Annotated in this window: 18 protein-coding genes; 6 read left to right on the plus strand and 12 right to left on the minus strand. The window is 69.0% G+C overall.

Translation table 11 applies throughout. From position 1 onward, the window contains the following. Positions 1-37 precede the first annotated feature (37 nt). Together ACFHNC_RS19455 and ACFHNC_RS19460 are read right to left on the minus strand one after the other, a co-directional pair. Entirely contained in the window at positions 38-2,143 is a 2,106-nt protein-coding gene (locus tag ACFHNC_RS19455; RefSeq protein WP_437170900.1) for a hydantoinase/oxoprolinase family protein, read from the minus strand. After that, positions 2,140-3,783: a hydantoinase B/oxoprolinase family protein gene (locus ACFHNC_RS19460; RefSeq protein WP_437170901.1), complete on the minus strand. Its 1,644-nt coding sequence runs from the start codon at positions 3,781-3,783 to the stop codon at positions 2,140-2,142. Before ACFHNC_RS19460 ends, ACFHNC_RS19455 begins: the two co-directional genes overlap by 4 nt. Positions 3,784-3,877: 94 nt before the next feature. On the opposite strand from ACFHNC_RS19460, the gene ACFHNC_RS19465 reads away from it, so the two are divergent. From ACFHNC_RS19465 to ACFHNC_RS19480, 4 genes are all read left to right on the plus strand, one after another. Beyond that, positions 3,878-4,780, plus strand: a complete 903-nt coding sequence (locus ACFHNC_RS19465; RefSeq protein WP_437170902.1) for a LysR substrate-binding domain-containing protein — start codon at positions 3,878-3,880, stop codon at positions 4,778-4,780. 80 nt (positions 4,781-4,860) lie between these two features. Beyond that, positions 4,861-6,027, plus strand: a complete 1,167-nt coding sequence (locus ACFHNC_RS19470) for an efflux RND transporter periplasmic adaptor subunit (protein WP_437170903.1) — start codon at positions 4,861-4,863, stop codon at positions 6,025-6,027. 11 nt (positions 6,028-6,038) lie between these two features. Continuing rightward, positions 6,039-9,188, plus strand: coding sequence for an efflux RND transporter permease subunit (locus ACFHNC_RS19475; RefSeq protein ID WP_437170904.1), 3,150 nt, complete (start codon positions 6,039-6,041; stop codon positions 9,186-9,188). 5 nt (positions 9,189-9,193) lie between these two features. Continuing rightward, entirely contained in the window at positions 9,194-9,838 is a 645-nt protein-coding gene (locus ACFHNC_RS19480) for a TetR/AcrR family transcriptional regulator (protein WP_437170905.1), read from the plus strand. Positions 9,839-9,850: 12 nt separating this feature from the next. Here the strand turns inward: ACFHNC_RS19480 and ACFHNC_RS19485 are convergent, their stop codons facing one another. Then, entirely contained in the window at positions 9,851-11,248 is a 1,398-nt protein-coding gene (locus tag ACFHNC_RS19485) for a M20 family metallopeptidase (protein WP_437170906.1), read from the minus strand. Positions 11,249-11,522: 274 nt separating this feature from the next. Continuing rightward, on the minus strand, positions 11,523-12,497 hold the full coding sequence (locus ACFHNC_RS19490) for a ketopantoate reductase family protein (RefSeq protein WP_437170907.1): 975 nt from the start codon (positions 12,495-12,497) through the stop codon (positions 11,523-11,525). Positions 12,498-12,634: 137 nt separating this feature from the next. Between ACFHNC_RS19490 and ACFHNC_RS19495 the strand changes: the two genes are divergently transcribed. Continuing rightward, positions 12,635-14,890 (plus strand): PAS domain-containing protein, encoded by a 2,256-nt coding sequence (locus ACFHNC_RS19495; protein WP_437170908.1) that lies wholly within the window; start codon positions 12,635-12,637, stop codon positions 14,888-14,890. A 9-nt stretch (positions 14,891-14,899) separates the two neighbouring features. Here the strand turns inward: ACFHNC_RS19495 and ACFHNC_RS19500 are convergent, their stop codons facing one another. The 8 genes from ACFHNC_RS19500 to ACFHNC_RS19535 form a co-directional block, all read right to left on the minus strand. After that, positions 14,900-16,555, minus strand: coding sequence for a thiamine pyrophosphate-binding protein (locus ACFHNC_RS19500; protein WP_437170909.1), 1,656 nt, complete (start codon positions 16,553-16,555; stop codon positions 14,900-14,902). Positions 16,556-16,633: 78 nt separating this feature from the next. Then, the gene (locus ACFHNC_RS19505) at positions 16,634-17,668 is read right to left on the minus strand and encodes an NAD(P)-dependent oxidoreductase (RefSeq protein WP_437170910.1); all 1,035 of its coding nucleotides are present in this window, start codon (positions 17,666-17,668) and stop codon (positions 16,634-16,636) included. Beyond that, complete coding sequence (locus ACFHNC_RS19510) at positions 17,665-19,740, minus strand: acetate--CoA ligase family protein (protein ID WP_437170911.1); 2,076 nt, start codon at positions 19,738-19,740, stop codon at positions 17,665-17,667. Before ACFHNC_RS19510 ends, ACFHNC_RS19505 begins: the two co-directional genes overlap by 4 nt. Positions 19,741-19,751: 11 nt before the next feature. Next, complete coding sequence (locus tag ACFHNC_RS19515; protein ID WP_437170912.1) at positions 19,752-20,813, minus strand: acyl-CoA dehydrogenase family protein; 1,062 nt, start codon at positions 20,811-20,813, stop codon at positions 19,752-19,754. A gap of 4 nt (positions 20,814-20,817) precedes the next feature. Beyond that, complete coding sequence (locus tag ACFHNC_RS19520; RefSeq protein WP_437170913.1) at positions 20,818-21,990, minus strand: acyl-CoA dehydrogenase family protein; 1,173 nt, start codon at positions 21,988-21,990, stop codon at positions 20,818-20,820. Position 21,991: 1 nt separating this feature from the next. Further along, entirely contained in the window at positions 21,992-22,762 is a 771-nt protein-coding gene (locus ACFHNC_RS19525; protein WP_437170914.1) for an enoyl-CoA hydratase/isomerase family protein, read from the minus strand. Positions 22,763-22,835: 73 nt separating this feature from the next. Then, positions 22,836-23,498: a TetR/AcrR family transcriptional regulator gene (locus ACFHNC_RS19530; RefSeq protein ID WP_437170915.1), complete on the minus strand. Its 663-nt coding sequence runs from the start codon at positions 23,496-23,498 to the stop codon at positions 22,836-22,838. Between the two features lie 28 nt (positions 23,499-23,526). After that, positions 23,527-24,540 carry a Bug family tripartite tricarboxylate transporter substrate binding protein gene (locus tag ACFHNC_RS19535; protein ID WP_437170916.1) on the minus strand — a complete coding sequence of 338 codons (1,014 nt, stop codon included), beginning with the start codon at positions 24,538-24,540 and terminating at the stop codon, positions 23,527-23,529. 226 nt (positions 24,541-24,766) lie between these two features. Between ACFHNC_RS19535 and ACFHNC_RS19540 the strand changes: the two genes are divergently transcribed. Beyond that, positions 24,767-26,374, plus strand: a complete 1,608-nt coding sequence (locus ACFHNC_RS19540; protein WP_437170917.1) for an ABC transporter substrate-binding protein — start codon at positions 24,767-24,769, stop codon at positions 26,372-26,374. Positions 26,375-26,399 lie beyond the last annotated feature (25 nt).

Raw genomic sequence — 26,399 nt, forward strand, 5'->3', positions numbered from 1 at the left:
CTTCTTGGTGGCGCGGCGCTGTGCAGTTTTGGGGTCCTCAGGGCAGTTCGACGACCAGATTCCGAAAACTGTCCACTGAGACTTTCGCCTCCGGCCCGATGACGCAAGTGGATTCACGTTCTTCGACCAGCGCGGGTCCGATGAAGCTGGCACCAGGTGCGAGCGCATAGCGGTCATAGACCTGGCAGGGGCGCCAGCCGATGCCCTCGAACAGAACCTCGCGCACGCCACGCGCGGCGCGTGCGGCATCGGTGAAGCTCTCGGTTGCCGTGTTGGCAACTTCCGCAAGCTGGATGTCGCGGCCCGGTGCGAGGCAGGCGACGCGCCAGGACAGCGCCTCGATCGGCAGGTCGGTCAGTGCCCGGCCGAAGCGTTCGCGGTAGCTGGCGAAGAAGTTTTCCCGAACTTCCGGAAGGTCCTTGGCGCTCAGCTTCATGGACGGCAGCTTAACAGGAATCTCGAAGCCTTGGCCGACATGGCGCATGTCGGCGGCGGCGAGTGCGGTGATCTGGTCGGGGTCGGCGCCCGTTTCCAGCAGCAGCGCGCGGCCTTCCTCCTCCATCTGCGCCAGCAGGCCATTCACATGGTCCCAATCCAGCCGCTCCAGCCGCCCGACATGGCTGCGCACCAAATCGGTCGCCGGCGGCGCGACGAGGAAGCCGAGCGCCGAGGCAACGCCGGCGCCGAGCGGCACCAGCATGCGCTTCATCTTCAACAGGCGCGCCAGGTCATAGGAATGCACCGGCCCCGCGCCACCAAAGGCAATGAGCGTATACCGGCGCGGATCGCGCCCCTTCTCCGCCAGATGCATGCGCGTGGCGGCGGCCATCGTCTCATCCACGATGCGACGGATGCCGAGCGCCGCCATGTCCCGCTCCACGCCAAGCTTCTTCGCGATGCCCGTCTCGATGGCGCGCTGCACGGCGTTGGGGTCCAGCGCCATCTCGCCGCCCAAAAAGTATTTTGGATCCAGCCGGCCGAGCACGAGATCGCCATCGGTCACCGTGGGCTCGGTGCCGCCGCGCCCGTAGCAGATCGGCCCCGGCTTCGCGCCCGCGCTGCGCGGCCCGACTTTCATCAGGCCGGAGGCCTCATCGACGCGTGAGATGGAGCCGCCGCCGGCGCCGATCTCGATCATGTCCACGACCGAAACTTTCAGCGGCAGGCCCGAGCCTTTCTGGAAGCGGCGCACGCGACCGGCCTCGAAGTCGAACTTCCGGTCCGGCGCGGCATTCTCCACCAGGCACATCTTGGCGGTGGTGCCGCCCATGTCGAAGGAGACGACATGGTTCTCGCCGGTCAGCCGCGCCAGGAAGGACGCCGCCATGGCGCCCGCCGCCGGGCCGGATTCGATCAGGCGGATGGGGAATTCCTTCGCATCCCGCACCGCCGCGATGCCGCCGCCCGAGAGCATCACATGCAGCCGCCCGACAAAGCCGAGGGCTGCCAGATCCGCCTCCAGCTTGTCCAGGTAGCGGCGCATCAGCGGCTGCACATAGGCGTTGGCGCAGGCGGTGCTGGTGCGCTCGAATTCACGGATTTCCGGGGCGACGCGGGACGACAGCGACAGCGGCAGGTCGGGATACATCTCCGCCACGATGGCGCCCGCGCGTATCTCGTGCCGATCGGCGTGGTAGGCATGCATGAAGGCGATGGCCAGCGCCTCAATCTTCTCCACCTCCACCAGCCGCGTCACGGCCGCACGAACCGCTTCCTCATCCAGCGGCAGCAGCGTGGCGCCATGCACGTCGATGCGTTCGGGGATTTCCAGGCGGCGATGCCGGGGCACCAGCGTCGGGGGCGCTTCCAGATACAGATCGTACAAATCGTAGCGCGTCTCACGCCCGATCTCGATGACGTCCCGGAAGCCGGCCGTGGTCAGCAGGCCGACGGTGGCGCCGGTGCGTTCGATGATGGTGTTGGTCACCAGCGTCGTGCCGTGGACGATGCTGTGCAGGTCGGCGGGCTTGAGGCCAGTTTCCTCCAGCAGCCGCATCGTGCCGGCGATGATCGCCTCGCTCGGATCGTCCGGCGTCGTCAGGCGCTTGCCGGTGGCGACCATTTTCCGAACCGGGTCATGCAGCACGAAATCGGTGAAGGTGCCGCCGACATCGACGCCGATGCGTGCCGTGCCCGTGCTCATGCCTTCACCCCATAGTCACGCATCGCTGCCTCTTCCGTGATGTAGCCGTCGCGGATATCTGCGCGCACGGCTTCGGGGTCGCGCTGCTTCGGGTCGCCGAAGCCGCCGCCGCCGGGGTACAGCAGGGTCACGCGCCGCCCCGTTTCCACGCTGGTGCGGGATTTCGGGTGCGGCTTGGTGCCGTCATCGATGGCGATCACCGCCGGCGCACCGGGGCCACCGCCGAGCAGCCCTTGTGCCGGATGATCGCGCCGGTCCGACAGCAGCGAAAGCCGCACGGCGGCCGGCGTGCGGACCTCGATCTCCGCTTCCTGGCCCAGTCCGCCCCGGAACCGTCCGGCGCCGCCGGAATCGGCGCGAAGCTGTTTGCGCCAGACCAGCAGGGGCGCGACGCTTTCATAGGCCTCGATGGAGCCGGCGCCGACATTGGTCGGGAAGGCGGTGGTGGGCAGCCCATCCCGATGCGGGCTGGCGCCCATGCCGCCACTGGCGAACAGAACCTGGGAGAAGCGGTCGCCATTCTGGTCCAGCCCGCTGAACAGCGCGCGCATGGTCGGCGCGCCACCGCATTCCGCCAGCACCTTGTCCGGCAGCACATCCGCCAGCGCCTTGTAGATCACGCCCGCCAGCAGATGCCCGGTGAGCTGCCGCGCACTGCACGGCGCGGGAAAGCGCGGGTTGAGGATGGACCCCTCCGGCGCCGCGACGGTGATGGCCTGGTAGCTGCCCTCGTTCCGCGGGGTGAAGGGATCCAGCGCGCATTTCACCGGATAGACCGAATAGGCATGTGTGTAGTTCAGCACGCAGTTGATGCCGCGATCGATCTGTGGCGAGGTACCGGCGAAATCGATATGCATCGTCTCGCCCGAAACCGTGACGGCGCAGGCAATATGCGTGACCTGGTCATCGAAGCCATCGGCCTCCAGCGTGGCGTGGTAGATGCCATCCGGCACCTGCGCAATGGCGCGGCGCATGGCCTGGTCGGCGCGAATCTGCAACGCCTCCGACAGGCCCTGCAAATCCTCCAGCCCTGTGTCGTCCAAAAATTCGGCGAGGCGACGCACCGCCACCTCATTCGCCACCACCTGCGCTTCCAGATCGCCCATCACCGGGCCGGGGATGCGGACATTGGCGGAGAGCAGCTCCACCAGATCCTCATTCCGCTGCCCGGCGCGGAACAGGCGGGAGGGCGGGATGCGGATGCCTTCCTCGAACAGCTCCCGGCAATCCGCCGACCACAGCGCGCCGCCGACATCCGGCGAATGCGCGATCGACCCGGCGAAGCCCACGATTTTTCCACCATGGAAGATCGGGCTGACCGCCGTGAAGTCCGGCAGATGGCCCGTCGCCAGGAACGGGTCATTGGTGATCACGCAATCGCCCGGCTGCCAGGTCTCGATCGGGAAGCGCTGCAGAAAATGCTTCGTCGTCTTCGGCAGGATGCAGGAGAAGGAGGCGATGCCGCCGGTATTCTCCGAGATGGAATCGCCATTCGCATCCATCAGCACGGTCGCAAAATCGTTCGACTCGCGGACGATGGTGGAGAAGGCGGTCCGCAGCAGACCCGTCGCCGCTTCATCGGCGATGGAGATCAGGCGGCTCCAATAGACCTCCAGGGTGATCGGATCGAAGGACTCCAAGGGGCAAGCCTTTCCCGTTCATGCAATTGAAACGCTAGTCGCGGCGAATCAACCCGTCCAATATCAAACGCATCTATATTGAGAGGGGTTGGGTATGGAGCTGCGGCATCTGCGCTACTTCGTCGCGGTGGCGGAGGAACTGCACTTCACCCGCGCCGCCCGCCGCCTCGGCATGGCGCAACCGCCGCTGAGCCAGCAAATCCAGCAGCTTGAGGCCGAGCTGGCGACCCCCCTTTTCGAACGCGGCACCCGCCGCGTGGCGCTGACGGAGGCCGGCCGCATGCTGCTGCCAGAAGCCCGCGCCACGCTGGACCAGGCCGGCCGTGCCGCGACGGTGGCGCGTCGCGCCGGACGGGGGGAGATCGGGGAATTGCGGATCGGCCTGTTTGCCTCCGCGCCGCTGCTGCCGGTGTTCACCGCTTCCGTGCTCAGCTTCCGCCGCCGCCTGCCGGATGTGCACCTGGCCCTGCAGGAAAGCCCGACGCTGCAACAGGTGGATGCGCTGCGACGCGGGGCGCTGGATGCCGGTTTCCTGCGCTGCCCCTCCGCCGCCGATATCCCGGCCGATGTCGCGGCAGTGGAATTGCTGCGCGAACGCCTGGTGGCGATGATGCGGGAGGATCACCCGCTGGCCCGCCACCGCGGCCCGCTGCCGATCGCGGCGCTGGCGGAGGAGAAGCTGATCTTCTTCTCCCGCGCCGTCGGCACCACGCTGCACGCCCAGTTCGACGCCCTGTGCCGCGGCGCCGGCTTCACGCCCAACATCACCCAGACGGCGCGGGAGAATTCCACGCTGATCGGCCTGGTCGCCGCCGGCCTTGGCATTGCGGTGATGCCCGCCTCGCTCGCGCAGATCCGGGTGGCGGAGGTGACGCACAGGAACCTGGCGGAGCCGGGCGCCACCACCAGCATCTGGCTCGCCACCCCGCGCGGTGCGCCGACGGCCCTGGCCCGGGCCTTTCTGAAATGTGCGGGCGCACCGATGCCAATGCCGTGACTTGTGCGATGCAACATTGACTTCCATTGGAAACCGACCAGTATCCATTCAAAGAAAACTCTCCGGTTTCCAGAGGTCCCATGCCCCATCCCATCGGCCGGCGCCTTGCCGTGCTCGGCCTTGTCCTGCTGACCGCCGCCTGCGAGGACCAGCCCCGCGGCGCCGCTGCACAGCCCGCACCACCCCCCACCCCCGTCACCGTGGTGACGTTGCAGCGGCAGGAAATCCCAGTCACCACCCTGCTTCCCGGCCGCACCGCGGCCTTTCAGGAGGCGGAGGTCCGCCCCCAGGTCGGCGGCCTGGTGCGGGAGCGTCTGTTCACCGAGGGCCAGGCCGTCACCGCCGGCCAGCCGCTGTTCCAGATCGACCCGGCGACCTATGAGGCCGCCCTGTCGCGCGCCGAGGCCGCGCTGGCCCGCGCCGAAGCGACACAGCGGGCGGCGGCGAGCACCGCCAACCGCTACCGCACCCTGGTCCGCACCCAGGCCGTCAGCCAGCAGAACCTGGAGAATGCCGAGGCGGCGTTGCGTGAGGCGCAGGCCGATGTGCTCTCCGCCCGTGCCTCGCTGGAGACGGCGCGGATCGACCTCGGCCACACCCGCGTCACCTCCCCCATCGCGGGCCGCACCGGGCGGTCCAGCGTGACGGTTGGCGCGCTGGTCACGGCGAACCAGGCGGCTTCGCTGGTCACGGTGACGCAGCTCGACCCGATCAATGTGGACGTCACCCAGCCCAGCGCGGCGCTGCTGCAACAGCGACGGGATGTCGAAAGCGGTGCGCTGCGGAGGGCCTCGGCGGAGATCGCGCCGGCGCGGCTGATCCTGGAGGATGGCTCCCGCTACCCGCATCCCGGCCAGATCCAGTTCTCCGAGGTCATCGTCGACCAGGGCACCGGCTCCGTCACTCTGCGCGCGGTGTTTCCGAACCCGGACCAGCTTCTGCTGCCGGGGATGTTCGTGCGGGCGGAGGTGGAGGAAGGCGTCACCGACCGGGCGCTGATGGTGCCGCAGCAGGCGGTGCTCCGCACGCCGCGCGGTGAGCCGATGGCCTATGTGGTGAATGCGGAGGGCGTGGTCGAACAGCGCATCCTCCAGGCCGGCCGCGCCATCGGCACGGACTGGATGGTGACGGGCGGCGTGCAGGCCGGGGATCGCGTGGTGGTGGAAGGTGTGCAGCGCATCCGCCCCGGCGCCCGCGTGAACGCCACCGAGCGAGGCGCCGCGCCCGCCGCGCAGCCGCGCAGCTAAGGCCCCGAGACATGGCACGTTTCTTCATCGATCGCCCGGTCTTCGCCTGGGTCCTCGCCATCGGCATCATGCTGGCCGGCTTGCTGGCGCTGCGCACCCTGCCGGTGGCGCAGTACCCGGCGATCGCACCGCCCGCCATTTCCGTCACCGTCAGCTATCCGGGCGCCTCCGCCGAGACGGTGCAAAGCACGGTGGTGCAAGTGATCGAGCAGCAGCTCAGCGGCATCGACGGGCTGCTGTACTTCTCCTCCAACACCACCAAGGATGGCGCCGCGACCATCCAGCTCACCTTCGCGCAGGGCACCAACCCGGATACGGCGCAGGTGCAGGTGCAGAACAAGGTGCAGTTGGCAGTGCCGCGCCTGCCGCAGGCGGTGCAGCAGCAGGGCATCCGCGTCGCCAAGTCCAGCAGCAGCTTCCTGCTGGTGATCGGTTTCGTCGCCACAGATGGCAGCATGAACAATGCCGACATCGCGGATTTCCTGGTCAGTTCGGTGCAGGACCCGATCAGCCGCACGCCGGGCGTTGGCAACTACCAGGTCTTCGGCTCGCAATTCGCCATGCGGATCTGGCTGGACCCGGCGAAGCTGGTGAATTACGGCATGACGCCGGGCGATGTGCGAACCGCCATCCAGGCGCAGAATGTGCAGATCTCCTCCGGCGAGATGGGCGCGCAGCCTTCCGTGCCTGGCCAGCAGTTGAACGCCACCATCATCGGCTCATCCTACCTGCAGACGCCGGAGCAGTTCGGCGCCATCCTGCTGCGCGTGCAGACGGATGGCGCGCAGGTGCGGCTGCGCGATGTGGCGCGGGTCGAGGTCGGCGCGGACAACTACGCCTTCACGAGCCGCTATAACGGTCAGCCCGCCGCCGGAATCGGCATCCAGCTCGCCAGCGGCGCCAATGCGCTGGATACCGCAACCGCGGTGCGCGCCACCATCGAATCGCTGCGGCCCAACTTCCCGCCCGGCCTGCAGGCGGTCTATCCGCTGGACACCACGCCCTTCGTCCGCCTGTCCATCACCAGCGTGGTCGTCACGCTGATCGAGGCGGTGGTGCTGGTCTTCCTGGTGATGTTCCTGTTCCTGCAGAACCTGCGCGCCACGTTGATTCCGACGCTGGCGATCCCGGTGGTGCTGCTCGGCACCTTCGCGGTGCTGTCGGCGGCGGGCTTCACCATCAACACGCTGACCATGTTCGGCCTGGTGCTGGCCATCGGCCTGCTGGTCGATGACGCCATCGTGGTGGTGGAGAATGTGGAGCGCGTGATGGCGGAGGAACACCTCTCGCCGATCGAGGCGACGCGCAAATCCATGGACCAGATCACCGGCGCGCTGATCGGCATCGGCTTGGTGCTGTCCGCGGTGTTCCTGCCGATGGCCTTCTTCCCCGGCTCCACCGGCGTGATCTACCGGCAATTCTCCATCACCATCGCAACCGCCATGGCGCTTTCCGTGCTGGTCGCAATATTCTTCACGCCGGTGCTCTGCGCCACCATGCTGAAGCCGCACAAGCCGGGGCAGGGCAAGCGTGGCGTCTTCGGCTGGTTCAACCGCGGCGTGGACCGTACGACCGCCGTGTATGAACGCGGCGTGCGCGGCAGCCTGCGGCGGCCCTGGCGGATGATGGCGGTCTATGCCGCCTTGCTCGCCGGCCTCGGCTTCGCCTTCCTGCGCCTGCCCGGCGGCTTCCTGCCAAATGAGGACCAGGGCACCGCCTTCGTGCAGGTCATCGCGCCACCCGGCGCCACCACGCACCGCACGCAGCGCGCGCTCGATGAGCTGAACCGCTATCTGCTGGAGGATGAGAAGGACGTGGTCCAGTCCTTCTTCGGCATCAACGGCTTCAGCTTCAGCGGTCGCGGCCAGAATGCCGGCCTCGGCTTCATCAGCCTGCGTCCCTGGGATGAACGGCCGGGCGCACAGAACAGCGTGCAGGCGCTGACCGGGCGCATCATGCAGCGCTTTGCCGGCTACCAGGACGCCATCATCGTCGCCTTCGCGCCGCCCGCCATCACGGAACTCGGCAACGCCACCGGTTTCACCTTCCAGCTTCTGGACCGCGCCGGTGCCGGGCATGAGGCGCTAATGGCGGCCCGCAACCAGTTGCTGGGCCTGGCGGCGCAAAGCTCCGTGCTGGCCGGCGTCCGGCCCAACGGGCTGAATGACGAGGCGCAGTTCCGCCTTCTGGTGGATTGGGAGAGGGCCAGCGCGCTGGGACTTTCCGTCTCCGACATCAACACCACGCTCTCCACCGCCTGGGGTTCGACCTACGTCAACGACTTCCTGGATCGTGGCCGCATCAAGCGCGTCTACATGCAGGGCGAGGCGGAATCGCGCATGCTGCCGGGTGACCTGGACCGCTGGTTCGTGCGCAATGCCCGCGGCCAGATGGTGCCCTTCTCCGCCTTCGGCCGCACCGAATGGGTCTATGGCTCACCGCGGCTGGAACGCTTCAACGGCATCGCCTCCCGCGAGATCCAGGGCACGCCGGCACCCGGCCGCACCAGCGGCGAGGCGATGGCGGAGATGGAACGGCTGGCGGCGCAATTGCCGCCTGGTTTCGGCCATGCCTGGAGCGGCATTTCCTATGAGGAACGAGGCTCCTCCGGCCAGGCGCCGGCGCTGTATGCCATTTCGCTGCTGGTGGTCTTCCTGTGTCTGGCGGCGCTGTATGAAAGCTGGTCGATCCCGACGGCGGTGATGCTGGTGGTGCCGCTTGGCGTGCTGGGCGCGGTGCTGGCCAGCCTGGGGCGGGGCATGTCGAATGACGTGTATTTCCAGGTCGGCCTGCTGACCACCATCGGCCTGTCCGCGAAGAACGCCATCCTGATCGTCGAATTCGCCAAGGAGGGTTTTGATCGCGGGCTCACCCTGGTGGAAGCGGCGGCGGAGGCGGCGCGGCTGCGGCTGCGGCCGATCATCATGACCTCGCTCGCCTTCACCCTCGGCGTCGTGCCACTGGCGATCGCGACTGGCGCGGGGTCTGGCGCGCAGAACGCGATCGGCACCGGCGTCATCGGCGGCGTGGTGACGGGCACGGTGCTGGCTGTGCTGTTCGTGCCGCTGTTCTTCCTGCTGGTGCTGCGCCTGTTCCGCACGAAGCCGAAGGGCCAGGCGGAACCCGTCACGGCCGCGCCGCTGCCGGCGCCGGCGGAGTAGGGGCGATGGCACAGGACCTGGCCCCGGCTGAACGGCGCAAGCCGGGGCGCGACCCGATGCCGGAAGCGCTGCGGGCGCGGCTGCTCTGCGAGGCCGCCGCGCAGGTCTTCCTGCGCGATGGCTATGCAGCGGCGCGGATGGATGACGTGGCGCGGGCTGCGGGCATGTCCAAGCGCACGCTGTACCAGCTCTACCCCTCCAAGGCCGCGCTGTTCGAAGCGACGATCTCGGATGCGGTGGCGCCGCTGCATCTGGACACGGAGCTGGAGCGGGACCCGGATCTTCGGCAGGCGCTGAACGGCATTCTGCTGGCCGCGGCGCAGCAGCTTCTGTCACCGACGCAGACCGCGATCTTCCGCCTGGTAATCGCGGAGGGGCAGCGATCCCCCGAACTGGCCGAGGCGTTTCATCGCGTGAAGCTCAGCCGTGGTCCCAGCGCGCTGCAACGTCGCCTGGCCGCGGAGATCGAGGCCGGGCGCCTGAAGCTGGCCGACCCGGAACGCGCGGCGCATATGCTGTTCGGCATGGTCTGCGGCGCCAAGCACATGATGATGCTGCTTGGCGTCTGCGAGGCGCCCGATGCCGCGGCGCTGTCCGCCATGGCGGAGGAAGCCGTGGAGGTCTTCCTCGCCGGCGCGCTGCATCGCTGACGAGGGGCGCCGTCAGGCCCCCTTTGGCCATTCCTGCTCGCCGAGGTCCCAGAACAGCCCGGCGGCAATCTCAAGCCCCTCCCGCATGATCGGCAGCAGCGCGTGTTCGTTCGGCGCGTGCTGGGAACAGCCGCTGTAGGAATGCGGGATATACAGCGTGGGCAGGCCGAGCGTGACCGCGAAGGTGTCGTTGGGCAGCGACCCACCGGCATTCGGCACGATCATCGGCGCCTTGCCGGTGCTGCGCTGGATCGAGGCCGCGACCATGCGCGGCCAGGGCCCGTCCGGGTCCATCCGCGTCGCCGCCCATTCGGCGCCCGCCTTCACCGGCTCCACCGTCACATCGTCAAAGCCCGCTTCCGCCAGATGCTTGCGCAGCGCCGGGATGAATGTGACGGGATTGCGGTCCACTGTGTAGCGGATCTGGCAGCGGGCCACGGCTTCCGGCGGCACCGCGTTGACCGGCGCCGCCGGGTGGCCGCAGGTGAAGGCGAGGATTTCAAAGGTGTTCCACCCGAACACCTTCTCGGCCGCCGTCAGCCCGCGCTCGCCCCACCAATGGTTGATCTCGGGCCCATCCGCCCCGCCATCCACCTCGCAATGCGCCAGCGCGGCGCGCACGCTGTTGGGGATGCGCTCCGGCAGGATGTCGCGCGCCAGCACATGGCCGTCACGGTCGATGATGGCGGCGATGGCATGCGCCAGCCGCACGCCGGGGTTGGCCAGCAGCCCGCCCCAATTGCCGGAATGGTGCCCACCCTCCCGGTATTTCACGCTCAGATCCAGGCTCAGCGCGCCACGTGTGCCGAGCACCAGCGCCGGCACATCCGGCACCAGCCGCGGCCCGTCCGAGGCGATCAGCACATCCGCCTTCAGTTCATCGCGATGCGCGCGGCAGAATTCATCGATGCCGGGGGAGCCGACTTCCTCGCTGGTTTCCAGCAGGATGATGACGTTGAAGCCAAGGCGGCCGCGGATCTTCAGCCCGGATTCCAGCGCCGCCAGATTGCAGCAATGCTGGCCCTTGTTGTCGACGACGCCGCGGCCGTAGAGCCTTTCGCCGCGCCGCGTCAGCACCCAGGGCGAAAGCCCTTCATGCCATTCGGCATCCAGGCCGAGCACTGTGTCGCCATGCCCGTAGGTCAGCAGGGTGGGCAGACTCTCGGCCTCGATGCGGCGGCCGATCAGGAAGGGACCGCCGCGGCCGGTAGGGTTGGGGTGGACGGTGCAGGTGAAGCCGATGCGCTCCAGGTCCGGCGCCATCTCCTGCTCCAGGTAGCGCCACAGATGCGGGCCGGATTCCGGGTCCTGGCTGGCGGTGGGGCAGGCGACGCGGCGGGCGAGCAACGCCAGCAGGCTGCCATCATCGAGCAAACCGCTGGCGGCGGCGATCGCGGCTTCGCGGGTCATGCTGCGAGGGCCTGAACAGGTTGCTTGGCCTCGGCGATTGGCATCGGCGGTTGTCCCCTAATGGTCGCAGGATGCCACCACCACCCGCCGGCCCGCGCAACCCACCCGCGCTTAGAGGCCGTTTGAGAATGCCAGCGGCTGAGGGCCCGTAGGTGATTCTTCGTCTCTGCAAGGCGCCGGATGCAGCCGATGCTGATTGCATCGGCAAACTCGGCAACACAGTAGGGGCGGAAAAGCACCGCGGGACCGACCCGCTGGTGTTCTCAAACGGCCTCTAAAGCCCCAGCGCGCGCGCCTTCACCCGGATCAGCGCCGCCAGCATCTCCAGCGTCGGCATTCGCGCGCCGGTCAGCGCGGCGAGTTGCAGCGGCACATTGTACAGCGCGTCGATCTCCATCGGCCGGCGGGCCTGCAGGTCCTGCAGCACGCTGGGGCGATGGCCGAGCTGCATGTTGGTGGCGACGATCCGCTCCACATCGATCTCCGCCCGGCAGCCCAGCGCGGCGATCAACTCCGCCACCTCCGCCAGCACGCGGCGGGATGTCTCGATCAGCACCGGCTCCTCATGCGTCGATCGCACCGGCGTCTCGGTCAGCACGCAGAGCGGCCCGGCACTGAGGTTGAAGGCCAGCTTTTCCCAGATCCGGTCGCGGATGCGGGTCTCCACCTGCACCGGCAGTCCGGCCCGCTCCAGCGCCTGCTGCAACACCACCGCACCGGCCGAGATGGTGCCGTCCGGCGCGCCGAGGATGGTGGGCCGGCTGCGCGGATCGGTCAGCCGCACCACGCCGGGCTGCGGCACGGAACTCGCCGGCCAGGCGATGCCGCCCACCAGCCGGCGCGGGCCGATGGCGGACCACAGCACATCGCCGGGGTCGAGCATCGGCAGGCGCCGGCCATCCCAGGCGCCGCCATGGCCGTGGAAATACCACCAGGGCACGCCATTGGTCAGGAAGGTCACCGGCGTATCCGGTGCCAACAGCGGGCCGATCAGCCCGGCGACCCCGGGCAGGGATGGCGCCTTCACCGTGACGAACACGCCATCCTGGACGCCAAGCTCGGCCGGATTCTCACTGGCGCGGACCGGCACCGTGAAGGTCTCGTCGCGCGTCTCCACCGTCAGCCCCCGGGCGCGGATGGCGGCGAGGTGGGCGCCGCGGGCGACGATGGAGACGTCGATGCCCGCGCGCGCCATGTAGGCGGCGATGAAGCCGCCGATCGCGCCGGCGCCGAAGATGCAGATACGCATGTCGAGAACCCTTCTGGCTGGTCTGCGCCCGGGCGATGGTTTGAAACCTGCGCGGTCGCAATTGTCAGAAAGGTTGACACAGGCAACGGCCAGCGTGAAATACGTCCATGGCGGCCAGCCGAACCAGAAATGTTTCGTTGACGGCGCAGTCGGCTGCCTTCATCGATGCGCGCATCGCCTCCGGCCAGTATCGCGACGCTGGCGAGGTGCTTGCCGCTGCGCTGCACCTGCTGGCCGAGCAGGGCCCCGCCCAGCCCATGGACGCGCAGCAGATCGACCTGTTCCGGGACATGGCGGCGGAATCCCCCGCCCTGCTGTGGATCGGCGACCAGCATGGGCGCTGCATCCTGCCCAACCGCGCGCTGCGCGACTTCTGCGGTATCGCCGCCGACGCGGCGGGCGCATTCGACTGGGCCGGCCTGCTGCATCCCGAGGATAGGGCGGCGGTCGCCGCATCCTTCGCCGCGGGCCTGGGGGCCGGCGTGCCCTTCGTGGTCGAAGGCCGGTACCGGCACACCGCCGGCGGCTTCCGCCTGCTGCGGACGGAGGCGCGGCCACGCCTCGGCGCCGATGGCCGCGTCCTCGGCCTGTTCTGCGTCAACATCGACCTGACCGGCTTGCGGCAGGCCGAGACCACGCTGCACCAGGCCATCGCCGGTCTGCGATCGAGCGAGGCGCGGCGGCGCCTGGCGCAGGAAGCCGGCGGCATCGGCACCTTCGAGTGCGATCCGTACAGCGGGCGCGTTGAATGGTCGCCGGAGATGTTCCGCCTGCACGGCATGGATCCGGCCACGCCGCCCGAGGCGCTGCTGGCCGCCTGGCTGGCCCGCATCCACCCGGAGGAGCGGGACCAGATGGCGCAGAACCTGCGCGCCGCCGCGGCTGAGAGCGGCCCGCTGCAGGGGGAGTTCCGCATCCTGCTACCGAATGGCGCGACCCGTTGGATCATGGCGCGGGGTGTCGTGGTGCGGGATGGGGAGGGGAAGAGGCTGCGGATCTGCGGCGTCGGCCTGGACATATCCGGCCTGCGCCGGGCCGAGGCCATGGCGCGGCAGAGCGAGGCACAGCAGCGCGCGATGTTCGATGCGGCGCCCTTCGGGGTCATGGTCATTGATCCCGGGACGCATGCCGTCCTGGATGTAAACCAGCGCGCCTGCCAGGAACTCGGCTACAGCCGGGACGAGGTCCTCCGCCTCGGCATCGGCGATATCGACGCGGCGGCCGATGCGGAAGCCATCCGCGCCCGCGGTCGCCAGAGCCGCCTCATCTGTGGCGCGCAGGAATTCGAGGCCCAGCACCGCACCCGCAGTGGAACCATCCGGGACGTGCTGGTGCGCGTGGTGGGGTTGGAGATTGCGGGGCGCAACGTGACCTATGGCGCGCATATCGACATCACCGAGTGGAAGCGGGACGCGGCCGCCCTGCGCACCAGCGAGGCGCGGCTGCGCCTGGCGCTGGACGCGGCCGGCTTCGGCACCTGGGAGTATGACGTCCGCCGCAATCGAGGCGCGCGGAAGGGCCTGTTCGTGAATGATTTTCCCGGTGTGCCGGCCGCGGATTTCGACCTGGCCACCTGGCTTACCCCGGTCCATCCGGAAGATCGCCCCGTGGTGGAGGCCCGCCTGCGCGCCTTGGCCGAAGGCCGCTCACCCAGCTACGAGGCCGAGTTCCGCGTGCCGCGGGCGGAAGGCGGCTGGCGCTGGATGGCCTCCCGCGGCGCGGTGGTGGAAACCGATCAGCGGGGGCAGCCCGTGACCCTGGCGGGGATCGCGCGCGACATCACCGAAAGCCGCCAGGTGGCGGAACGCCAGGCACTGCTGGCGCGGGAGGTGGACCACCGGGCGAAGAACGTGCTGGCGGTGGTGCAGGCGGCGCTGCGGCTGACCCGGGCGGCGGATCTGCCCTCCTACATCCGTGCCATCGAGGGGCGGGTGGCGGCCCTGGCCCGCACCCAGACCATGTTGGCCGAGAACCAGTGGAACGGCGCCAGGCTGGATGCGCTGCTGCGTGGAGAAATCGCGCCCTTTGCCGAGGAGGGACGTGTGGCATTGGAAGGGCCGGCCGTGGCGCTGATGCCGGCGCTCGCCCAGGCCCTGGCCATGGCGATCCATGAGCTGGCGACCAACGCGGTGAAGCATGGCGCGCTGTCCACCCTGGCCGGGCGGGTGCGGGTGGCGTGGCACGTGGCCGGCTGCACGCCCGACCGCCTGCATCTGGCTTGGTCCGAGGCAGGCGGGCCCAACCTGCAAGGCCCGCCCGCGCGGCGCGGCTTCGGGTCCCGGGTCCTGGAAGCGACGCTGTGCGGGCAGATTGGCGGTGCCGTGTCGCTGGATTGGCGGAGCGGCGGGCTGGTCTGCCGGATCGAGGTGCCGCTGGCGCAGCAGGGCTGCTGACGGCGGCCCCTACGGCGCCCAGGGTTCCGGTGCGCGGCAGTCAATATCTGTGGCCACATCCACCACCACTGTCTCCTCCGCCGCCATCGCCTCGGCCAGTGCGGCGGCGAGGTCGCCCGGACGTTCCACGCGGATGCCGCGCAGGCCGAACTGGCACGCGAGCGCGGCGAAATCCGTGGGCCCGAAGCGCAGCACCTGTTCCGCCGCCACCGGGCGGTTGCCGGCCTGCTTCAGGTAGTTGGGCCAGCCCTGGCCGAAGCCGGAATTGTTGTTCACCACCAGCACCACCGCAATGCCGCGCCGCTTCGCCGTCTCCAGCTCCGTCAGGTGGTAGTACAGTGCGCCATCGCCGGACCAGCACACCACCTTGCGGCCGGGCGCCGCGCATTTCGCGCCCAGCGCCGCCGGAAAGGCCCAGCCGAGCGAGCCCGCCGCGCGTAGATAGGTCTGGCCTGGGGCGAGGTCGATCAACGTGCCGGTCCAGATGCCGGAATAACCGGTATCCGCCACCAATATGCCATCCGCCGGCAAGGCGCGCGTGATCTCGGCCGCCAGTCGCGCCGGGTCGATCGCCATCGCATCACTGGCCAGGCGCGGCGCCATGGCGGCGCGCCATTCGGCCATCAGCTCCTGCGCCTGCCCCAGCAGCGCGCCGTCCCGCGCCGGTTCGCCGAGTTCCGCGATCAGTGCCGCCAGCGTCGCGCGCGGGTCGCCGAGCAGCGCCACCTCCGTCGCGTAGCTGCGCTCGAATTCCAGCGGATCTGCGTCGATCTGGATGATGCGCGTGCCGGGCGCGGGTATGCGCCAGGCATGGGTCAACTGGTCGCCGGTGTCGCAGCCGATGAACAGCACCAGCTCCGCCGCGTGGACGATGCGGTTGGCCGGCGGCGCGGAATAGCCGCCGACCACGCCGATGGCGTGCGGGTCGCGCGTATCGATCAGCCCGCGCGCGCCGAGCGAGGTGGCAACCGGCGCGCGCAGCAACCGCGCCAGGGCCAGCAGCTCCGCCCCGCAGCCGCACAGCGCCGCGCCGTCCCCGGCCACGATCACGACGCGGTCGGTGCCGCGTAGCGCAGCCGCCGCCGCGCGCAGCGAGGCGGCGTCCGCCACCGGCCGATGCCGTGGTGCCGTCCAGTCGCCAAGCGCGGCGGGTTCGGCCGAGGTCTCGCTGATCTCGACGAACTCGCCCATCAGCCCCTTGAGGTCCAGATGCACCGGGCGCGGCGGCGCGCTGGTGGCGGCGGCCCAGGCCTGGCGGAACTGCCGCGGCAGCTCCGCCGCGCTTTCCACCTGCGCGGCGTGGCGCGTGACCGGCGCGAATAGCGGCGCATGCGCCACTTCCTGATAGGCGTTGCGATGCTGGTGATCGAGCGGCTTGTGACCGGTGAGGGCCAGCACCGGGCTGCGGCCGAGCCACGCATCCTGCAGCCCGGCGGCGAGGTTCGCCGCCCCCACGGACTGGGCCGCCACCACGCCCGGCCGCCCGGAGATGCGGCCATAGGCATCCGCCATGTAGGCCGCGGCCTTCTCCGTGTGCGCCAGCACCGGCTGCACGCCGACGCGCTCCATCTCCAGCAGCGTGCGGCGCAGCACCGCATCGACGAAGAAAAGATGCGTCTGGCCGGAGGCCTTGAGGCTGCGGGCCAACCATTCGGCGCCATTCATCGCGGCGTTTCCTTGATGCGTTTCCTGCCTTCCAGGGGTAGAACCGGCGCTCGCGCCTGTCGATCCCCCAGGCAAGATCTATGCGGGTTGCAAGCGCCGCTGCGTGTAGGCCGGCAGAACCTCCGGGTTCACCAGCCGCGGCAGCGCCTCGCCCCGTGCGGCGGCGATGAAACCCTCCGCGGCGAAGCGGCCGACGCGGGCGCGGCTTTCCTGCGTCACGCCCGCGGTGTGCGGCGTGGCCACCACGCGAGGATGCGCAAGCAAGGGATGGTCGGCCGGCGGCGGCTCCCGTTCCCACACATCCAGCCCGGCGCCGGCGATATGGCCGGATTGCAGCGCGGCCAACAGCGCCGCCTCGTCATGGACATGGCCGCGCGCGGTGGTGATGAAGATGGCGCCCGGACGCATGGCGGCGAAAGCCTCTGCGCCGAACAGGCCGCGCGTCGCCGCCTCCAGCGGGCAGTGGACGGAGACGATGTCTGCAGCGGCGAGCAGTTCCGGCAATTCGGCCTTGCTGGCGCCCCGCGCGCCGCATTCGGCGGCGGACAGGTAGGGATCGCAGACCAGCACACGGCAGCCGAAGGCCAGGCGCAGGATTTCCGCAACGCGCCGCCCGACATGGCCGAGGCCGATCAGCCCCACCGTCCGGCCCGCCAGTTCCCGCCCCATGAAGGCGCCACGATTGGCGGCGCCACCCGCGCGCATCGCGTGTTGGGCCTCGGGCATGCGCTTCAGCAGCGTCAGCATCATGCCGACCGCGTGTTCCGCCACGCCTTCCGCATTGCCGCCGGCCTGGTTCAGAACGGCGATACCGGCCGTGGTGCACGCGGGCACGTCGATGGTGTCATAGCCAGCGCCATAGCTGGAGACGACGAGGAGCCGGGGCAGGGCGGCCAGCAGCGAAGGCGTGGCGTGCCATGCCAACGGCAATTCATCCCGCGCCGCCTGCACGTAATAGCCCTCGCAGGTGGCAAGCCCGGCGCGGATGCGGTCCGCGCCATCCGCCAGCGACAGCCGGATCACCTTAAGCTCCGGCGCTGCGGCTGCCGTGTCGAGGAAGCTCTGGTGCATCGGCTGGTCGAGATAGCCGACCCGAAAACGGGGCCTGGTCATCCGCGCAGCGCCACCAGCGCATCCAGCGCCACGCCGCCCTGTTGCTGCACAAGGAAGGGATTGATCTCGATGCTCTCGATCTCCGGCTGTGCCGCAGCGAAACCCGCGACGGCGCAGAGTGCGGCCACCAGCGCCGCCTTGTCCAGCGCCGGCCCGCCGCGCCAGCCTGCCAGCAGCCTTGCGCCCTGCACGGATTCCACCAGGGCGGCGGCGCGCGCGGGTGTCAGCGGTGCGGAGGCGAAGGCAACGTCGCGGAACAACTCCACGGAGATGCCGCCGAGGCCGAACATCACCATCGGCCCGAAGATCGCGTCGCGCTGCACGCCGATGATGGTCTCCACGCCACCGTGCACCATGGGCGCCACCAGCACGCCATCCAGCCGCGCATCAGGCCGCGCCGTGCGGGCGCGCTCCATCAGCGTGGCGAAGCCCTGCCGTGCCGCTTCCGCATCGGCCAGGTTCAGCAGCACGCCGCCGATCTCGGTCTTGTGTGGGATGTCATCCGACAGGATCTTCATCACGACGGGATAGCCCACGGCATCCGCGGCACGCACCGCATCTTCGGCCGATGCGCACCCATGTTCAGGCAGCACCGTCACGCCGATTTCGGCCAGCAGCGCCTTGGCCGCAGCTTCGTTGCCCGCGACGATCCGGCGCCGCGCGGGCGGCGCCGCCTCCGCAAGCACCATGGCCGCGTCTTGCAACGCCCGCAGCCTTGCGGCGCCCGTCACGGCCTTCACCGCGCGCGTCGGGTCCTCGAACACCGCCACGCCGAGCGCTTCCAGCTTCGTCCGTACCTCCTCGACCGAGGTCATCACCGCCACCACCACCCGGTCCGGCGCGGCCTTGCGCAGCGCGGCCAGGGTCTGCTCCAGCGGCGGGAAGCGCGGGATGTTGCGACCGAGATGAGCCAGGTAGAACAGGAAGCTGCCAAGCTCCGCCCCGCGCAGCATCTCCTGGCTGATCGCCTCAAAGATATGCATGCGGCCATTGAGCTGCGCGGTGGTGTCGATCGGGTTTCGGCCGCCCGCCATGGGCTGAATCGCGCGGATGTTTGCCAGCACGTCATCGGCCATCGGCGGCACGGACAGCCCGGCCTCGATGCAGGCATCCGCCATCAACACGCCGATGCCGCCGGAGACGGTGAGCACGCCCACCGCATCATTCGGCGGCAGCGGCGCGATGGCGCAGAGATAGGCGATGTCGATCATCTCCTCGATCGACTGCGTGCGGTAGGCGCCGCATTCGCGGAACACCGCGCTGAAGATGCGATCCTCCCCGGCTAGCGATCCGGTATGCGTGGCAGCCGCCGCGGCGCCGACCTCCGTGGTGCCGACCTTCATGATGATCACCGGCTTGCGCGCCGCCGCCGCCTTTAGCAATGCGCGCCGCAGCGCCGCGCCATCCTTGCAGCCTTCGAGAGAGGCGCAGATCACCCGCGTGCCGGCATCATCGGCCAGATAGTCGATGGCCGCGGCCACATCGATATCCGCCTCATTGCCCGTGGCGATGGCGCGGCTGATGCCGATGCCGCGCAGATGTGCCGCGGCATAGATGTGGCTGCCATAGGCGCCGCTTTGCGTGGCGATGCCGATCACGCCAGGCCCCGGTTGCGCCGTGGCGAGCAGGGATGAGAAGGTGCCGAAAAATCCATCCGGCGGGCTGATGCTGCCCAGGGCATTCGGCCCGGTGATCCGCATGCCATGCCGGCGCGCCAGCGCCGCGACGCGATCCTGCATCGCAGCCCCCTCGGCGCCTTCCTCGGCAAAGCCGGAGGACAGCACCTGCACATGCAGGATGCCCTTCGCCGCGCAATCCTCCAACGCCGGTTCCACCAGCGCTGCCGGCAGCAGCATCAGCGCGGAATCCGGCACCTCCGGCAGGTCCCGCACGCTCGGCCAGGCGGGCAGGCCCTGGACCTGCTTTGCGGTGACGTTGATCGGGTAGATGCGGCCCCGATAGCCCAGCTCCCGCAAATGCAGCAGCGTGCGGCCACCGAGCTTGTCGGGATCATTCGAGGCGCCGATCACGGCGACCGAGGCCGGGCGGAACATCTTCTCCAGCGGGTGCATCACAGGCTCCGTCACGCGGCCTGTGCCAGCAGGCGGCCTGCCTGGAAGCTTCGGTCGCCGAATTCGAATTCCGCCATCATCACGCGGCGCGCGAGGCGAATGGCGCGCACGCCCTCGGTCAGCCCCATGCCGCCATGCATCTGGATGGTCTCATGCGCCACGAGCCGCCCGGCCTCACCCAGCCGCAGCTTGGCGAGCGCGATGTCACGCCATGGCAGCGCGTCCGCCGATGCCGCGCCGCGCAGCGCATGCGCTACAAGGCCACGCAAATTTTCATACTCCACATACATCTCCGCCACGCGATGCCGCAGTGCCTGGTAGGAGGCGAGCGGCGCGTTGAACTGCACGCGGTCCGAGAGGAAGGCGATGGTCTGCTCGATGATGGCCCCCATGGCGGAAACACCCTCGACGCAAGTGATCAGCGCGCCAAGATCCCGCGCTTGATCGATCTGCGGCGCCAGGCCACGCGCCAGCACGTGCGCTTCCGCGCCAGTGAAATGCCAATCAGCCGCGAGCCGCCCATCGATCCGCAAAGACAGCGCCCGTGTAATGCCGGGCGCAGTGGCAGGCAGCAGCAGCACATCGCCGCCGGCGGTAGCGAGCAGCAGATGCGTCGGGTCCGGCGGCGTCTCCACCGCTACCACGCCGCCTTCGAGCGTGGCGCCGCAGCGCAGCGGTGGTGCACCGGGATCCTGGGTCGCATCTGGCAGAATCACGCAAATGCGTGCCGTGCCCTCCGCAAGCCGCGCCAGCGCATCCCGCGCACCGGCAGCGGCCAGCAAGGAAGGAGCCACCGCGCAGCACATGGCGAGCGGCAGCGGCAGCCCGCCGCGCCCGGCACCACAAGCCAGTGCCGCGACATCGCCGAGTTCACCGCCGGCACCACCCGCATCCTCCGCAACCATGGTCGCCATCCAGCCGAGGCCAGCGATCGCATCCCAATGCCGGCGCAGGGCGGCCAGATGCTCGCCGGGTTCGGCCAGCGCGGAAAGCTCCGCATCGGCATCCAGCGCCAGGCGCAGCGCCATCTCATAAGTATCGCCGCCGATCAGCGGGGTCGCGGTGAAGGGCATGGCGTCAGGATCCGAAGAGCTGCTTGGCGATCACGTTCTTCTGTACCTCGCTGCTGCCGCCATAGATCGTGCGCACCCGCATATACATGTAGTTCTGCACCCACTCGATGCCGGGCGCTTCCGCATTCGGCCCGCTGCCGTCGATGCGCCGGAAGCGCGGCGCCAGGCGGGCGCCCACCGCATCCATCGCCACCTCTGCCACATGCTGGTGCGAGACGCTTGTGCTGAGCTTCATCACGGAGGGCAGCAGGCCGAGCGGCTTGCCCTCCATCACCGCCGCGACCGCTTCCTTGCCCAATGCCAGCGCGCCATGCAGCTCTGCCTCCGCCAGTAGCAGGCGCAGCTCCAACGCCTCCCGTTTCGCACGCTGGTCTTCACCGGCCAATTCCTGCGCGACGAGGTCGCGCGTGCGCGCCAGGTTCTTCAGCGCCGGCGCGACATTGGCGCCGCCCAGCCGTTCCCGTTCCAACAGGAACTTGCCATAGGTCCAGCCCTGGCCTTCTTCGCCGATTCGGTTGGCGCCGGGCACGCGCACATTGTCGAGAAATACCTCGTTCACATGGTGCCAGCCATCGATGGTGCGGATCGGGCGGATGGTGATGCCGGGCGCGTTCAGCGGGATCAGCAGCATGGTGATGCCCTGCTGCTTCTTCGCCTCCTGCGAGGTGCGCACCAGTGTGTACATCCAATCCGATTCATGCGCGTGCGACGTCCATGTCTTCTGGCCATCGACGACGTATTCATCGCCTTCGCGCCGCGCCGCGGTGCGGAGCGAGGCGAGGTCGGAGCCAGCGCCGGGTTCGGAATACCCCTGGCACCACCAGTCATCCCCGCTGAGGATGCCGGGCAGGAAGCGCGCCTGCTGTTCGGGCGTGCCGAATTCGATGATGACCGGGCCGATGTGGCGCAGACCGTGGTGGTATTGCGGCGGGCAGTCGCATTCCGCCATCACCTCATCGAAGATGTGCCGCTGCTGATGGTCCCAGCCCGTGCCACCGAACTGCTTCGGCCAGGATGGCGCGCCCCAGCCATGCGCGTGCAGAATCTGCTGCCACGGTTGCCACACCTTGCGCGACAGCTTGCGATAGCTGGCGACAACCGCGCGGATCTCCGGCGGGCAGCGGGTTTGCGCGAATTCCGTGACCTCCCGCCGGAAGGCCTCGTAGTCCACTGCCATCTCAGCGGCCCTTGAAGACTGGCTTGCGCTTTTCAAGCTGCGCGGCGCGGGCTTCCTTCGCATCCTCGGTCTTGGCGAGTTCGTAGGTGAAGTTCTGCTCGAAGCGATAGGCGTCCTTCGCCGGCATCAGCTCCACCATGTTGCAGCTCGTCTTCGCGTACCGGATGCCGAGGGGGCTTTTCTGCGCGATGCGCGTCGCCATCGCCATCGCGGCGGGCATCAGCTCATCGGTGGGCCAGACCGAATCGATCACACCGAGACGGTGCAACTCGCTTGCCGGCAGCCGATCCCCGGTGAACATCAGCCGGCGCGCATAGGATTTGCCAAGAAGCTCGTTCAGCATCGCCGCACCGCCCGCCAGGCCGACATCGATCTCCGGCATGCCGAATACGGCGGTGTCGGAGGCCAGCATGATGTCGCAGGCAGCCATCAGCCCGAAGCCGGCGCCGAGCGCGGCACCGTTCACCGCGGCGATCACCGGCTTGGCGCATTCCTTGATGGCATTGCCGGTTTCCCGCGTGATGCGGTTGTGGTGCCAGAAGGCGCCGGCCTTGCCCGCGTCCGGCCGCTGCTTCAGGTCCGCGCCGGCGCAGAAAATCTTGCCCTGCCCGGTCAGCACCACTACGCGGATGTCGTCACGGTCCGTCACCTCGTCGAAGATCTCGATGATGCGATTCCGCATCTCGGCATTCACCGCATTGACCGGTGGGCGGTTCAGCGTCGCCACCGCCACATGGTCCGAGACTTCCAGCTTCACGACGTCCGATGACATGGCGTGATTTCCTCCTGACGGACCAACCGAGCGGTCGGGAGGTTATGCGTGGCTCCGCTGCCGCGCAAGTGGCTCAGCTCTTGGCTTGCGCCTTGCGGCGCACCGTCTTCCGCGGCGGCGCCGCACGTAGGCCGCCGAGCAGCATGTCGCAGAACTGCCCGGCGATCTCCGGCGCCTTCAGCGGCCCCGCGGGATTGTACCAGCGCGGCATCCAGTTGATCGTGCCGAGCACCAGGCGCCCGGCGAGCTTCACATCGGGGACGTGCAACTCGCCGGATTCGACGCCGGCCTGCAGAATGTCCCGCAGCAGTTGTTCATAGCGATCGCGCCAGGCGATGCGTTCCTTGCGCGCCCGCGCCTCCGGATCGCTCCAGAAGGCGGTGGAGCCGGCGATCCAGGCCCAGCGGAAGGCTTCGAAGAAGGTCACCGTCTCCACGATGAAGCGGCGCAGCCGGTCCATCGCCGGCAGCGCGGCGTCATCATGCCGCGCCACATGCAGATAGATCGACTTCGTCGCGCCCATGGCGAGGGGCCGCAGGATGGAATCCTTGTCCGGGAAATAATGGTAGAGCGTGGCCTTCGAGATGCCGCACTCCGCCGCGATATCGCGCATCGAGACGCCATCGAATCCACGCTGCGCGAATTGCCGGCAGGCGACTTCGTAGATCTGGATGATGCGGCCGCTCGGTACTTCGCCATTGCCGTCCAGTCCCAGCAGGCCGGCCAGGTCGTCCACCGGCGGCGCGACCTGGCGCTTGCGCGGCCTAGGCCGGGCGGATGCCGACCCGGCGGATGACGTCGCCCCACTTCGCGACTTCGGTTCGGAGTAGTCCACCCAATTCCTCCGGCGTGCTAGAAACCGGCGGAGATGCGCCGGCCGCCCGCATTCTCTCACGCAGCGCCGGGTCCGCAAGCACCTTCACCAGCGCCTCATTCAGCCGTTGGATGATGGGTTGCGGTGTGCCGGCGCGCACGCAGAGATAGTTCATGACCGTCACCTCGAAGCCTGGCAGCGTCTCGGCCACGGTCGGCACGTCCGGCAGATCTTCCGAGCGCCTGGCGCTGGTCACCGCGATGGGACGTAGAAGACCCCCCTGGATGAGGGAGATCATCGGTCCATAGGTGTCGATGGAGATATCCACCCGCCCGGCCGCCACATCCTGCAGCGCGAGTCCGGTGCCGCGATAGGGCACATGCGACATGCGAATGCCCGCCTGCATGCAGAGCAACTCGCCCGACAGATGGCTGCCCGCGCCGATGCCGGCGCTGGCGAAGGTCAGCTCGCCCGGCCGCGCCTTGGCCAGCGCGATCACCTCGGCCACGGTGCGCGCCGGCACGTCCTTGTTGACCACCATCAGATAGGCGCCCTGGGTCAGCAGGCTGACCGGCGCGAAGTCGCGGTCCGGATCATAGGGCAGGTTGGACATCAGGAAGCGGTTGGTGATCAGCGGCCCCGGCGTGCCGTAAAGCAGCGTGTAGCCATCCGCTGGGGCTTGCGCCACGGCTGCGGTGCCAATGGTGCCGCCCGCGCCGCCGCGATTCTCCACAACCACGGTCTGGCCCAACTCCGGCCCCAGCAGTTCTGCCACGAAACGTGCCGTCAGGTCGGCGCCACCACCCGGCACGAAGGGCACGATCATCCGCACCGGCCGGGTCGGGTACGACTGGGCCTGGCCCGCGCGCGCCAGCAATGCCGCGGAGGCCAACGATGCGGCGGCTGCGAAGGTGGCACGGCGACCGAGCCCACCCTTGCCCTGGTTGCTGTCGTGGGCAGTCATCTTGTTGTTCCTTCCCCATCCCGGCAGCGCTTCTTCACCGGCGCCGCATCTGCACCAACCGAACGGTCGGTGGCCTCTCGCATAGCGCCTTCATGCCGCGCGTTGCAAGACGAATGGCCCGCTCAAGCCGGCTTGCGGCTGCGGCGCCGGGCGCATAGTCTCGGGAGACCAACCGATCGGTCGGCATACAGAAGCGCCGGAACGGCGCCGTGGGAGGGTACTGCACATGCTTCAGCAAGCTCGTCGCAGCAGTCGGTTCGGCGCGTGGCGCCATGTGCTCGCGGGCCTTGCGGCGCTGCCGCTGGGCGCGGGGCTGGCGGCGGCGCAGACCCTGACCATGGGCGTCGGCTCCCCGGTTTCATCCATCGATCCGCATTACCATCTGCTGCGAAGCAACAGCGAAGTGTCGCAGATGCTGTTCGACACACTGCTGACCACGGACGCACAGGCGCAGCTTCGGCCCGGCCTGGCCGAAAGCTGGCGGGCGCTGGGCGAGGAGGGGTGGGAGTTCAAGCTGCGTGAGGGCATCCGCTTTCATGACGGCAGGCCCTTCACCACGGATGATCTCGCCTTCACGCTGGAACGCATCCCGACCATCACTGGACCTGGCGCCTCCTTCACCACCCATGTCCGCCCGGTCAGCCGTGTTGAAGTGGTGGATGCCCGCACCATCCGCCTGTACACGCGTGCCCCGGCGCCGCTGCTTCCCGTCTATCTCAGCCAGGTACCGATGCTTGGCCGTAGCCTGCACGCGGATGCGACCACGGCGGATTTCAGCAGCGGCCGTGTCGCCATCGGCACGGGTCCCTTCCGCTTCGGGACCTACACGCCCGGCGATCGCCTGGAGGTGACGCGGAACGAGGGCTACTGGGGCGAGAAGCCCGAATGGGCGCGGGTCAACTACCGCATCATCTCGAATGACGGCGCCCGCACCGCGGCCCTGCTTGCCGGCGATGTGGATTTCATCGACCAGATCCCGACCGCGGATCTCGACCGTCTGCGTGCGGACAACCGCTTCCGCGTTGCGGAGACCACCAGCCTTCGCGTGATGTACATCACGCTCGATGCGGAACGTGCCCCGCCGGTGCCGCAGATGGCCGCCGCGGATGGCAGCGCGCTGGATCGCAACCCGCTGGCGGATCGCCGGGTGCGGCAGGCGCTATCGCTCGCGATCGACCGGCGGATGCTTGTGGACCGGGTGATGCAGAAGGCAGCTCTCGCCACCGGCCAGTTCATGCCGCCCGGCGCCTTCAGCCACATTGACAACCATCCCGTACCGGCCGCCGATGCCGATGCGGCGCGCCGCCTGCTGACGGAGGCCGGCTATCCGCAGGGCTTCCAGATGACGCTGGCCGGGTCCAACGACCGCTACATGAACGACTCCCGCGTGGTGCAGGCAATCGGCCAGATGTGGGCGCGCATCGGCATCCGCACGACGGTGGAGGCGCAGCCCTACGCCACCTTCATCGGCCGCGCCACGCGGCGAGAGTTTCCTGCGGCGCTGCTGACCTGGGGCAACTCCACTGGCGATGCCTCCGTCCTGCTGAACTCGGTGCTGCGGACGCGCAACCGGGATCGCGGCCATGGTGCCGCCAACCGCACGCATTACAGCAATGCCGAGGTGGACCGCCTGACCGGCGAGGCGGAGCGCGAGATGGATGACGCCAAGCGCGACCGCCTGCTGCAACAGGCCAGCCTGGCGGCGATTGACGATGTCGCGCTGGTGCCGCTGTATCTGCAGAATGCGCTATGGGCGATGCGGCGAGACCTGACCTACACCGCGCGCGCCGATGAGCGGAACGATCCCGCCGCGGTGCGCCGCACGGCGCGCTGACCGCGCGCCCGCTTGCAGCCCAACA

This window comes from Falsiroseomonas sp. E2-1-a4, assembly GCF_051433165.1.
GTDB lineage: Bacteria > Pseudomonadota > Alphaproteobacteria > Acetobacterales > Acetobacteraceae > Falsiroseomonas.

Bases quoted from the DNA above. Each gene is read 5' to 3' on its own strand.
- ACFHNC_RS19455 (WP_437170900.1), bottom strand. From the start codon at position 2,143: ATGAGCACGGGCACGGCACGCATCGGCGTCGATGTCGGCGGCACCTTC.
- ACFHNC_RS19465 (WP_437170902.1), top strand. From the start codon at position 3,878: ATGGAGCTGCGGCATCTGCGCTACTTCGTCGCGGTGGCGGAGGAACTG.
- ACFHNC_RS19470 (WP_437170903.1), top strand. From the start codon at position 4,861: ATGCCCCATCCCATCGGCCGGCGCCTTGCCGTGCTCGGCCTTGTCCTG.
- ACFHNC_RS19475 (WP_437170904.1), top strand. From the start codon at position 6,039: ATGGCACGTTTCTTCATCGATCGCCCGGTCTTCGCCTGGGTCCTCGCC.
- ACFHNC_RS19480 (WP_437170905.1), top strand. From the start codon at position 9,194: ATGGCACAGGACCTGGCCCCGGCTGAACGGCGCAAGCCGGGGCGCGAC.
- ACFHNC_RS19485 (WP_437170906.1), bottom strand. From the start codon at position 11,248: ATGACCCGCGAAGCCGCGATCGCCGCCGCCAGCGGTTTGCTCGATGAT.
- ACFHNC_RS19490 (WP_437170907.1), bottom strand. From the start codon at position 12,497: ATGCGTATCTGCATCTTCGGCGCCGGCGCGATCGGCGGCTTCATCGCC.
- ACFHNC_RS19500 (WP_437170909.1), bottom strand. From the start codon at position 16,555: ATGAATGGCGCCGAATGGTTGGCCCGCAGCCTCAAGGCCTCCGGCCAG.
- ACFHNC_RS19505 (WP_437170910.1), bottom strand. From the start codon at position 17,668: ATGACCAGGCCCCGTTTTCGGGTCGGCTATCTCGACCAGCCGATGCAC.
- ACFHNC_RS19510 (WP_437170911.1), bottom strand. From the start codon at position 19,740: ATGCACCCGCTGGAGAAGATGTTCCGCCCGGCCTCGGTCGCCGTGATC.
- ACFHNC_RS19515 (WP_437170912.1), bottom strand. From the start codon at position 20,813: ATGCCCTTCACCGCGACCCCGCTGATCGGCGGCGATACTTATGAGATG.
- ACFHNC_RS19520 (WP_437170913.1), bottom strand. From the start codon at position 21,990: ATGGCAGTGGACTACGAGGCCTTCCGGCGGGAGGTCACGGAATTCGCG.
- ACFHNC_RS19525 (WP_437170914.1), bottom strand. From the start codon at position 22,762: ATGTCATCGGACGTCGTGAAGCTGGAAGTCTCGGACCATGTGGCGGTG.
- ACFHNC_RS19535 (WP_437170916.1), bottom strand. From the start codon at position 24,540: ATGACTGCCCACGACAGCAACCAGGGCAAGGGTGGGCTCGGTCGCCGT.
- ACFHNC_RS19540 (WP_437170917.1), top strand. From the start codon at position 24,767: ATGCTTCAGCAAGCTCGTCGCAGCAGTCGGTTCGGCGCGTGGCGCCAT.